Origin of the sequence: Paenibacillus sp. 32O-W (assembly GCF_007679495.1) — a bacterium.
Classification (GTDB): Bacteria; Bacillota; Bacilli; order Paenibacillales; family NBRC-103111; genus Paenibacillus_L; species Paenibacillus_L residui.
In genome coordinates, this window is the sequence record NZ_VEGP01000076.1 from 16,733 (window position 1) to 27,293 (window position 10,561).

The 10,561-nt window shown below is 49.0% G+C and carries 10 protein-coding genes and 1 riboswitch; of the genes, 2 read left to right on the forward strand and 8 right to left on the reverse strand.

The annotated features are described in order from the left end of the window. Positions 1-454: 454 nt before the first annotated feature. Positions 455-1,336 (reverse strand): IS1595 family transposase, encoded by an 882-nt coding sequence (locus FS806_RS22010; protein ID WP_483874197.1) that lies wholly within the window; start codon positions 1,334-1,336, stop codon positions 455-457. A gap of 967 nt (positions 1,337-2,303) precedes the next feature. After that, positions 2,304-3,176 carry an AraC family transcriptional regulator gene (locus tag FS806_RS22015; RefSeq protein ID WP_144940981.1) on the reverse strand — a complete coding sequence of 291 codons (873 nt, stop codon included), beginning with the start codon at positions 3,174-3,176 and terminating at the stop codon, positions 2,304-2,306. Between the two features lie 362 nt (positions 3,177-3,538). Here FS806_RS22015 and FS806_RS22020 point away from each other — a divergent pair, with 362 nt between their 5' ends. Next, entirely contained in the window at positions 3,539-5,521 is a 1,983-nt protein-coding gene (locus tag FS806_RS22020) for a prenyltransferase/squalene oxidase repeat-containing protein (protein ID WP_144940984.1), read from the forward strand. A 164-nt stretch (positions 5,522-5,685) separates the two neighbouring features. Here FS806_RS22020 and FS806_RS22025 read toward each other — a convergent pair whose 3' ends face one another. The 6 genes from FS806_RS22025 to FS806_RS26375 all read right to left on the reverse strand — a co-directional run bounded on the left by FS806_RS22025 (position 5,686) and on the right by FS806_RS26375 (position 9,632). Further along, the gene (locus FS806_RS22025; protein WP_144940987.1) at positions 5,686-5,865 is read right to left on the reverse strand and encodes a hypothetical protein; all 180 of its coding nucleotides are present in this window, start codon (positions 5,863-5,865) and stop codon (positions 5,686-5,688) included. 158 nt (positions 5,866-6,023) lie between these two features. Next, positions 6,024-6,161, reverse strand: a complete 138-nt coding sequence (locus FS806_RS25930; RefSeq protein WP_186328486.1) for a hypothetical protein — start codon at positions 6,159-6,161, stop codon at positions 6,024-6,026. Between the two features lie 68 nt (positions 6,162-6,229). Continuing rightward, entirely contained in the window at positions 6,230-6,469 is a 240-nt protein-coding gene (locus tag FS806_RS22030) for a hypothetical protein (protein ID WP_144940990.1), read from the reverse strand. A 164-nt stretch (positions 6,470-6,633) separates the two neighbouring features. Further along, a complete protein-coding gene (locus tag FS806_RS22035; RefSeq protein ID WP_144940993.1) occupies positions 6,634-7,965 on the reverse strand; it encodes a nucleobase:cation symporter-2 family protein in 1,332 nt (443 codons plus the stop codon). Further along, the gene (locus tag FS806_RS22040; protein ID WP_144940996.1) at positions 7,958-8,572 is read right to left on the reverse strand and encodes a xanthine phosphoribosyltransferase; all 615 of its coding nucleotides are present in this window, start codon (positions 8,570-8,572) and stop codon (positions 7,958-7,960) included. Before FS806_RS22040 ends, FS806_RS22035 begins: the two co-directional genes overlap by 8 nt. A gap of 119 nt (positions 8,573-8,691) precedes the next feature. Next, positions 8,692-8,792: riboswitch (purine riboswitch) on the reverse strand. 528 nt (positions 8,793-9,320) lie between these two features. Beyond that, on the reverse strand, positions 9,321-9,632 hold the full coding sequence (locus FS806_RS26375; protein ID WP_222126747.1) for a hypothetical protein: 312 nt from the start codon (positions 9,630-9,632) through the stop codon (positions 9,321-9,323). 240 nt (positions 9,633-9,872) lie between these two features. Here FS806_RS26375 and FS806_RS22045 point away from each other — a divergent pair, with 240 nt between their 5' ends. Continuing rightward, complete coding sequence (locus FS806_RS22045) at positions 9,873-10,094, forward strand: hypothetical protein (RefSeq protein WP_144940999.1); 222 nt, start codon at positions 9,873-9,875, stop codon at positions 10,092-10,094. The last annotated feature ends 467 nt before the right edge of the window (positions 10,095-10,561 follow it).

Consider the following 10,561-nt stretch of genomic DNA (forward strand, 5'->3'; position numbering starts at 1 on the left):
CAGCTGAATAGCACGTACTAGGCGCCTTCTCATATGAAGGCGCTTGTTTTTGTTTTTACAAAAGTATCGAAATAATTTTCATAGCCAATTGATGCCCTTGAAGACGTTCTGTTATCGTTTTCTGGGGTAATTGCTTAGGATGTCAGTTCATCTTCTAAATTTGATCCAGCCTTTGTTTTCATGATGCTTTTGACTATTATCCCATTGACTCAGATTTTGAAAATGCATCCCTTTGTTGCGCATGTTGTTGCAATCATCTTTAGATATGTAACTATGCGCTCGCATTTTTGTGTCATACACGAGCTTATATTATGTTGTCGCATATAAGGTTTTCATTTTTGTTACCGTAACCTAACCCGCAATATTCCTTCCCTCATGCTTTTTATTGTTATCCCCTTAGCTCAGAAATAAGAAAAGACCGGAATTGCATGGATTTGGGGGGATTTTCAATTCGCTAACTGATTTGTAATATCTTTATACAAGCACGGGCGAGACGATCAAAAATCGGGACGTTCTGCAATTGTAAATTCAGACGAAAACAGAATTCATCCAGGTAATGTTGTAAATACTTCGGTCCGATCCCGTTAAATACTCGATTGGTCCAGGCTCTCGCTTTGCGCAAATAATTCCGCAGGGAAGGAACGCGTTGATAATGGTAGCGTCTCGTCTCGATATCCACATCGAGCGCATCCGGGCTGACATGCTCCTTAATGAAGTGCTCGCCCGCAGACCGATAGATTCTGCCATCCTCCATATCTTCCGGACGAACGGTTTTGATTTTGACCTGCTGAGGTACAGCTCCTTTGTCCAAGGAAGCAACGACGAATACAGGCCTCTGTTCGGGATAGAGCCCTAAGACCGATGCAGCGCTGCGGAACGGGCGATGAAAGGCTGTGCCTCCCTTCACTACACCGGTTAACGGATTGGCGTTATCAGCCTGAGACAAAGCTTGGCGAATCTTGTGAAGGATCGCCCAGGCGGTTTTATAAGTGACCTGCAGGAACGAACTGAGCTGAACGGCATTCGTACCTCGCTCGGTATTGGCAACGAGATGAAAAGCGAGAAACCATTTGCACAGTGAAGTCCGGCTTCCTTCCATCACTGTACCAGCGATCAGGGAAGTCTGGTGTCGGCAGCTTCGGCACTCATAGAGCGGCAGCCGGCGGGAGCGGATGACATACGCCTGCCTATGCCCACAACGAGGGCAGGAAAAGCCATCTGGCCATTTCGCTTGATAGATGAACTGCATACAGTCCTCCTCGGTTTTAAAGCGATCCTGAAAAGCTTTTTCCTCTTGCCGAAAAGCCTCCTCGTCCCATTTAGAGTACCGATCTATAGACAGATTTAACAATAGATCCTGAATAATCTTCGAATCTACACTTCGACTCACATTCGCTTCTGGCTCTCGGTGCAAATCCGAACGGCAGCCTACCATATTTCCATGCAAAGCTGATTGTGAATTTATACCAATCATTCCATGTGAATTTGAACGGAAGCTTTCATTTGTCTTTACATGTAAATCCGAACCGAAACCCTCTTCATACTTTCCATAATGATCAGAGCCAACATTGCTGGCCAGATTTCGATCCAAACCTGAATTGAAATTCATACGTCGATTTGTATACAAAGCCTCTGAAGCAAATGTCGACACAGCATTCACCCCGAAACAGAACGTTTGTTTGCTATTATTATACAGAATGTATGTTCCTATTTCAAGCTGTATTAAAGAGTGGTGAGAAGTACTGATCGAAAGGGATAACAGTCAAAAGGTGTGGGGAAGAGATACTGGCGTGGCCACAGAGGAACAGAGTGTAAGGGACGGCAGTCGAAGGATGTGGGAATAGAAGGAACTGATCGAAAGGGATAACAGTCAAAAGGTGTGGGGAAGAGATACTGGCGTGGCCACAAAGGAACAGAGTGTGAGGGAAGGCATTCGAAGGATGTGGGAATAGAAGAAACTGATCGAAAGGGATAACAGTCAAAAGGTGTAGGGAAGAGATACCGGCGCGGCCGCAGAGGAACAGAGTGTAAGGGACGGCAGTCGAAGGATGTGGGAATAGAAGGAACTGATCGAAAGGGATAACAGTCAAAAGGTGTGGGGCAGAGATACCGGCGCGGCCGCAGAGGAACAGAGTATAGGGGATGTCAGTCGAAGGATGTAGGAATAGAAGGAACTGATCGGGGGATCGTCAGACAATAATTGGAATGCTGGTGAATCCCCTTATGTAAGAGAATTTATTGAATATAAACTATTTTTCATGATCGGACCATACGTTGTCTCAAGTGGATTATATACGGCTGCTTCATTGTTTTTGACTGCGGTAGAAGGACGGGGGAACGCCCTCCAATTGCTTGAAGGCCCGGCTAAATGCATGGATGCTCTGAAAACCGACCTCTTCCGCAATTTCGGTTAGCGGGATGGAGGTGAATTGGATCATTTCCTTCGCTTTCTCTATCCTCACCATCTGATGATATTTGATAGGAGAGCTTCCGAAGGCTTTTTTGAACAGGCGGATAAAGTGGTTATTGCTCAGGTTTGCCATCTCCGCCAGCTTGTCCACGTTCACCTCTTCGTTGAAATGATGGTTCAGAAATTGCTTGACCTTGGTCAATTGCTCCCAGTTGGAGTGGATGTGGCTGTTCTGATTCCAATGGTGTTCTCTCAACAGGAAAATCCAAAGCTGAATGAACAAGCCCTTGACCGACGCCTGACTGAAGGGCAGTCCCATATTGAATTCGCGAATGAGATCGAGCAGCAGCTTCTCGAAAACAAGCGGGTTCCGCAGCCGAAAATGATTCGGTAGATCAAATGGAGGCACGGAACAGTCGTCTTCCCGAAACCAGGCGTGTTCCTGCGGGGACATTTCTTCAATGGGTTTAAAAGAGACTTTGACCTCCGGGCTGTCGGGCCGGTAGAACAAATCAAAATGGATATGGGGTTGACGGAGAGGGATGCTTCCTTTCACGGCAATGGAGTGTCTTTGTCTCGGCTTAAATAGAAAGATATCGCCCGGCTGGCCGTTGTACACCTGATCCAAAACCGTAATGATGGCTTCACCTTCCTTAATATACAGCAGCTCGTAGTCAAAAAGGTCCCTCTCTTTAACTTTCCAGGTTGGAACAATGACGTTATCCAACGCTACCCGGATATAAGGAGATAAGGCGTTCAAATCCATGGAGCAACCCCCGTTTTCGCTGATTAAAAACATTGTAGGGGACAGGCGCCAAATTGGCAATATGCGTTAAATGATTAATATTCCAAGATAAATACCTCTGAATCCGGGGGCGTTATGATGATAGAGAAGGATGATCAGGAGATGTGAATAAATGGTGCGAGGGGAATCGATGCGTGAGAAACCGGTGCTAAGGAATTAATGCGTCGAAAATCGGGTGAAAGAATCAACCTGGCCAAGGGATCAAGAGAAGGGGATTTTTGTAAGTCAAGCTAATTGAAGAATGATGTGAAGAGAGTTGAAGCGTTAGATGTGAGTAAAACGAATGGCAGAGAACGATGTGGAACGAAGGGCGGGAGAAATCGGTGAATGAAAAATTAGAATGGCTGAGGTCCTGGGTTCAGATAAAGAATTTGCCGGATGGTTATGAACTTATAATAAACGGGGAAGAGACAGAAATCGCCGCAGAGGAGGGTAGAACCAAAGCGGCTTCACTGGAGCTCATTCGAAAAGGAGCGGCCATCACCACAGACCGGGCGGGGGTGGAAATGATGTTGGCCGATCCGCAAATGGAATGCATCTGGAAGCCTCATTTGGCGCCGGAGGAGGATTTAGTGATCGGGGACATGGTATTTCGTTCTCCGGCGATTGTTTTTGTCTGCGGAAGCCGGATGTTTGCTCTTATTCCGGATCTTGACGAAATAGAGAGAGAAAGGCGCGTTCCTCATAGGATGGACTATGTGGAGCCCGACCGCACCCTGTATTACGAGCTGGGGTATTATGTGAAAATAGAGCATGTGTATCACCGGAAGATACAGGAACGGTTTAGGCTGGAGCAGGGTCAGCGCTTGTTTCGCTTCTATTTGGTGGAATGGGACGGCGTGAACGGAAAACGGAACTTGGCCCCGGTGGCGGACTTTATGTGGGAGAAATTTGCCAAACGACGCATGTTAGCGGAATCCTCCATAGTGTCCGATGATAAAGCCTTGCTGTCCGGAATGGAAAAGTACGCGGAATACACTTATGATTGGGCTTTTAACCGATGGGGGAGCATCGTCTGGCAGCAGTTCAGGCTGAAGGACGAGGAGGTGGGCGGATGTGTATTTATTGTACGTGCGGCCCAGACACCCGGCGGCGGTCTGGAGAATCATTGGCGGGAACGCAAAAGTCTGTGGAACCAGGCTTGGTTCTGCAGTCTGAGAAGCGCCTACGGTTACCGTTTGTGGGGGGAGCACTGGCGATCCTGTGGCGGGCGTTTGCCTTCCTGCGATTTAGTGGCCAAGGCCGCTTTGGCTAAAGCCTTTGCCTTGTCTGCACCTCAGCGGGACGGATTATTTCCCAATGTTTATTCGGCGGATAGTTCGTACCGGTGGGAGAACGGAGAATGGGGCTTCTCCAATCGGAGGCCTCCCGGCCATGAGCATTATGCCCATTTGCTGGATATGTCCTGGACCTGTTATTGGATGCTGAAATGGTATGAGGATCTGGAAAGGGATGAACGGCTCCTTGGCTATACGATTAATTATGTAGAGAGGCTTCTGCGGTTGCAGGCGCCGGACGGAAGCTTCCCGGCCTGGGTTCATATCGATAGCGGAGAACCTTCGCCTTATCTGCTGAACAGCCCGGAGACGTCTATGCATGTCTTGCTGTTAGCCAGGCTCTACAGAATAACCGGCAACAAGATGTACCTGGATTCGGCGGAAAGAGCGATGGCTTTTGTAAAGAGAGAGATTATGCCTTGCGGAAGGTGGGAGGACTTCGAAACGTACTGGTCTTGCTCGGCGGCTTGGGAAGGCAAGCAGCCCGGGGTGAAGGATAAAAGAAGCGGATTGTACAATCAATGCACCTTCTCTATCTATTGGACGGCCGAGGCACTGAAGGAGCTGTATTGGGCCACCGAACATCGTCCTTATCTGGAGGACGGGGAAGCCGTGCTGGGAGAGCTTTCCCTGTATCAGGCGGTATGGGAGCCTCCATATATGACAGTCCCCACTCTCGGCGGGTTCGGTGTCATGAATTCCGACGATGAGTGGAATGACGCCCGCCAGAGCTTGTTCGCATTAACTTATTACGATTACTACAAGATAACCGGCAAAGAACAGTACCGGGCGCGAGGATTGTGGGCGATGCGGGCTTCCTTTTACATGATGTATTGCCCTGAGAATGCTGTCGTGAAGAAGCTTTACGAGAACCGTTTCCCTTATTTCGGAGCCAAGGAATACGGGTTCTCGATGGAAAATGTGCACCATGGCCCGGACAGCGAGCATATTGTAGGCGAGTTCACCATCTTCGATTGGGGAAATGGTGCGGCTTGCGCTTCTTTGGCCGAGCTACTGTTCAGAAAATAACGTCCGCAACATTATAGGCAACAAGTGAGCGAAACGGCCATGCAGAGCGGTACCATACGATGGCGTACGATTTGGCAAACGCATAGCCTAACTCTCTCGAATTATCGCAGCAACAGCGGGCCTAGTCGTGGACAAGCCCCGGCACATACGGCCGGGGCGTACTTTCAGCAATTGATTTTGCTAAGCTCCATCCTCACGAGGCTGGTCAATTCTTCTTCATAGCCTCCGGAAACTCTGTATTTTCGCATAAAGGTTTTAACAAACTTCGCAGGATCCTTCGGTTTGTAGATTCGGGTCAGTTCAGCCAGGCTCTGCTTCACTTCGTTGTTCCCCTTTGCTGCCATATCCCATCCCTCCAAATTGTCCGATTTATACAGCATACACAGTCTAAATGGTATTTAGTCCTGTTTTGCCCGCAGTATGGGCCTAAAACCTATATAAACCAAAAATCGGAGAGTTAAACATGAAATATGCTTCCTGGCCTCGACCCGGTTAGAGCAGCTTAATGCTTCTTCAGATCGGACTGGTCGGCTTCGGATTGTAATTGGCTGGCTTCCTTCTTGTTCCGGCCGGTCCGGTCGGCTACCGATTGCGCTTGCCGTGCTTTAAGCTGTTTGGCGGAAGGCTGTTCCCCTGACATTCAAACCCCTCCTTTCATCTTCATAAGCAGGAATTATTTTAAATCGGTGGAGTTTCCCGTATATAGATTTATTTATCGCCGCGATCCACATGAGCCCGGGGAGGCTGATGGTCGTGATGCTCCTCTTTAGCCGGTTCTTGCTCGGCTTTATAGCTGACCAGCTTCCACTCGGTAGTTCCCAACATAGGATCGGCGGGGAAAATATCTCCCCGGTTAAGAGATTCTATCCGTCCCCATTCGTTAGCGTACATCCCGTCCACCTCGATAGGTTCTCCGGATATCGGCTTCATATCTTTATCCTTCGCCATGTATACCCCTCCTTAAGAGTCGATTCATCCCATAGGTTGCCCCGGGACAGCCCATTCCATAATAAAACAGATGAAACTTATCGGGTGAGTTTTAAACTGCCGAGACAAAAAAAGACCGCCCCGGTCCATGATGACCTGCGGGACAGCCTTACATGGGTATATGGTTATGCAGAGCTTTCCTGTGTACCGGGTTGGGCGGACGAGGAAGGAATAGGGTCAGTTGACTGCCCCGATTTTTGGCGACCGCGTCCCATGTTGAATAATCCGTTCAAAAGAATGGCGGTGAAGCTTCCGGCTACGATGCCGTTGCTCGTTAAAATTTGGATGCCGGCAGGAAGATCCGAGAATAAATCCGGGGCAACAGTAACGCCGAGGCCAACTCCGATGGAGCAAGCTACAATCAGCATGTTCTCCTGCCGGTTCAGATCGACGGTGCCGAGAAGCTTGATGCCCGAGGAGACAACCATTCCGAACATAGCCAGCATCGCTCCTCCAAGAACGGGAGTCGGAATGATCGTGGTGGCGGCCGCCACTTTCGGCACCAAACCGAGCACGATAAGAATTCCGCCTGCCGCTACGATCACCTTGCCGGTTTTTACCTTCGTCAACTGGATCAGCCCTACATTTTGCGAGAAGGCGGTATAGGGCAGGGCGTTAAACAGTCCGCCAAGCACAGTGGCCAATCCTTCGGCCCGGTACCCTCCGGTAAAATCTTTCGAATTCAGATCTTTATCGCAAATTTTTCCGAGAGCCAGATAAACCCCGGTAGATTCGATCAGGCTGACAATGGCTACCAGAATCATCGTGATGATAGCCGAAATTTCAAAGGTAGGCCAACCGAAATAGAACGGCTTGACCATATGGAACCACTCTGCCTCCCCGACAGAGGAGAAGTCGACCAGGCCCAGGAACCAGCCTGCAACCGTGCCTGCGATAAGGCCGAGAAGGATCGAGATCGCTCGCAGGAACCCGGTGACAAACCGGTTCAGCAGCAAAATAAAGATCAGGACCCCGAAGGAGAGGAGCAGACTGACGGTTCGTTCGAATGCTGTTTCTCCCCCTCCCATGTCGGTAATTGCTACCGGAATCAGCGTAAGTCCTATGATGGTTACGACCGAGCCGGTAACAACCGGCGGGAAGAATCGGATCAGTTTCCCGAAGAACGAGGCAAACAGGAAGACAAACAGGCCGGATGCAAGAATAGCCCCGTAAATAGCGGTGATGCCGTATTGCGAGCCGATGGCGATCATCGGACCGACCGCAGTAAATGTGCAGCCCAGCATGACGGGAAGGCCGATGCCGAAGAAACGGTTTTTCCAAACCTGGAGAAGGGTGGCCACCCCGCAGGTGAGCAAATCGATCGATATCAGATAAGATAATTGGGTAGTCGTGAGGCCGAGCTTGCTTGCAATGATAATGGGCACTATGACTGCGCCGGCGTACATGGCCAGTACGTGCTGGAGGCCGAGAGACAGCAATTTGGTCGGATTACGCATGACTGCCGTTCCCCTCCGCAGTCAATACGGCGGAATCTTCTACGAACCGGACCTGTCCGTCGGTCAGGGACTTGATTCGGGCAAGCGATTCTACGCGGAAGCCCGCATCATCGAGCTTCGCTCTGCCATTCTGGAACGATTTTTCAATCACGATCCCGATGCCCGCCACCTCGGCCCCGGCTTGCCGAACAATCTTCGCCAGACCGAAAGCGGCCTCCCCATGAGCCAGGAAATCATCGATAATAAGAACTTTGTCGCCTTCTTCAAGAAATTTCTTGGAGACCGTAATTTCATTGGTCACTTGCTTGGTGAAGGAGTGAACCTGCTCGACATAAACATTGTTCTGCAGGGTAAGCGACTTCTGTTTGCGGGCAAACAGAAGGGGCACGTTTAACAGCATAGCGGTCATGATAGCGGGAGCGATACCTGACGACTCGATGGTCAGCACTTTAGTAATCTGGTCCTGAGCGAACCGGCTGACGAATTCTTTGCCAATGGCCAGCATAAGCTGCGGATCAATCTGATGATTCAGGAACGAGTCCACCTTAAGCACCTGATCGGACAGGACGATTCCTTCGGCCTGAATTTTTTCCTGAAGCAGTTTCATGGAGAACCTCCTATAGTTAGCATTATTCCCAACGAAAAATAAAAACTCGAGCGAACGAAGCCTGACTCCGATGAGTCCGGCTTGTCCCTCGAGTGAATGACAAATAAACGACGCAAACGCCAATAGACGCATTCACTCGTAGTCCAGTCATTTCCGGTGACCGGGTAGAGACTCGCAGGCCAATTCCTGCCATTATACGAGGAATCATTCAATTTTTTATGGTGCTAGTATACTCTATCTTCGCAGAAAAAGGAAGAGGAATTTCATTGAAAACCGAACTATAGAAAATGGCCGGAACAAGAACGTTCGTTTTATTTTATCGACGTTTAATTGGTAGAAAACGATTACGGGTGGCCGGGCGTTTATACTTCGACCTTCGGAAATAATCGTGGTCGTTTCCAGAACAGCCTCTCGGAGGAAATCCTTCTGCGATACAAACCGGTCGTTCGGTCCTATTAGGCTGACCGAGGCTATCGCTTGGACAGCGGTGTCAAAAAACGGTACCACAATCGTGGGTGAAAGTGCCGGATGAGGCGAAATAGAAGTAGGAATGCATTTATTTCATGGTGAAAGTGCTAGATGGATAACGCGCGAAAATTCAGGTCTTCTAAGCGGGAAACCGCTAAACGTAGTAAAAGACGAGCAAAAGTGCAGGTCTTTAAGCGCGAATCCACCAAATGTGGTAAAGGACGAGCAAAAGTGCAGGTCTTTCACCGTAAAATCGCGAAAATTAGCAAAATGGGGTAATTTACCTGCACAATTGCTGGTCTTTGGCCGATTTCCACCAAAACCATGAAAAAGACTTGCACAATTGCACTAGCTTTGCAAAAATCATGCCAAACGTAGTAAAAGACGAGCAAAAATGCAGTTCTTTAAGCGCGAAACCACCAAATATGGTAGAAGACGAGCAAAAGTGCAGGTCTTTCACCGTAAAATCGGTTGTCTCCGACGGGAGCGCCATGCTCGTCGGGACATAGGATCGCTCGGGGAAATCGGGCCGCTCGGAGGCGATGCCGGTCGCAAGGTGATGTTGTCCAAGCAATTGGCGTTCGTCAGACACCTTTCCAGAAAGGGTGTTTTTTCCATATGCATGATTCTAAAGCAACTAATCAGGTTAAAAATTAAGTACTTAAACAAGCGGTTCAGCGAGGGAACGGTGACCGTTGATACCGGTTTTACGTTGGCGGTTCGGAGAGGGAACGTTGACCGTTGATTACCGGCTTTACCGTTAGGATTCAACCAGCGCCCTCCGCCGGTATGGGCAAGGCTCCGAATAATCTTATTCCGGGAGGTAGTTAGCATGCCCCGATTTTATGACCATGAAGATTTAAAAACATTAAATCGTATTCATCTGAATAAGCGGAAGGATGCTTCAAGCGCAACGGATGACGTGCTGAATGGGTCAATGGCCCCCGATATGGAAGAGATGAAGCGGCACGGACAAGCGATGGAACGGATGAAAACCAATACCCAGCTTCAGAAGGAAGGGCTGATTCCCGACCCTATTCAAAGGGAAGAGTAGCCTCTTCCGATATCCCGCCAATAAGGGTAACCCACCGGGCAGCCTATTTGGCCGCCGTCTGCGGGTTCGTTTTAGAACATCCAGCATTATTTTGGAGTGATTCTTCAGCGATGCGTAACTTTTGGAGGGCGGCATATTGAACTGAGCCAGACTCTATGGCGAGAAGCGAAAAGAACGGTCTTTCTATAAATAGTATTATGGTCTTTAAATAACCGGGAGTAAAGCACTGGACGAGCATCTGAGGAAGGGAAACGGTACCCCACCTGAGTTAAGGGTATAACAGACAAAAGTGGCATCACACCTGAGTCAAGGGTATAACAGACAAAGGGGGATCGCACCTGAGTCAAGGGTATAACAGACAAAAGAGGCATCACACCCATAGTCACAGTAAATAGGATCTCGGAATAAACCGGGCGATTGAGGCTCAATTTGGGGTGCTTGAGTTAAAATTATCGATGTAAACGTGT

Bases quoted from the DNA above. Each gene is read 5' to 3' on its own strand.
- FS806_RS22015 (WP_144940981.1), bottom strand. From the start codon at position 3,176: ATGGATTTGAACGCCTTATCTCCTTATATCCGGGTAGCGTTGGATAAC.
- FS806_RS22025 (WP_144940987.1), bottom strand. From the start codon at position 5,865: ATGGCAGCAAAGGGGAACAACGAAGTGAAGCAGAGCCTGGCTGAACTG.
- FS806_RS25930 (WP_186328486.1), bottom strand. From the start codon at position 6,161: ATGTCAGGGGAACAGCCTTCCGCCAAACAGCTTAAAGCACGGCAAGCG.
- FS806_RS22030 (WP_144940990.1), bottom strand. From the start codon at position 6,469: ATGGCGAAGGATAAAGATATGAAGCCGATATCCGGAGAACCTATCGAG.
- FS806_RS22035 (WP_144940993.1), bottom strand. From the start codon at position 7,965: ATGCGTAATCCGACCAAATTGCTGTCTCTCGGCCTCCAGCACGTACTG.
- FS806_RS22040 (WP_144940996.1), bottom strand. From the start codon at position 8,572: ATGAAACTGCTTCAGGAAAAAATTCAGGCCGAAGGAATCGTCCTGTCC.
- FS806_RS22045 (WP_144940999.1), top strand. From the start codon at position 9,873: ATGCCCCGATTTTATGACCATGAAGATTTAAAAACATTAAATCGTATT.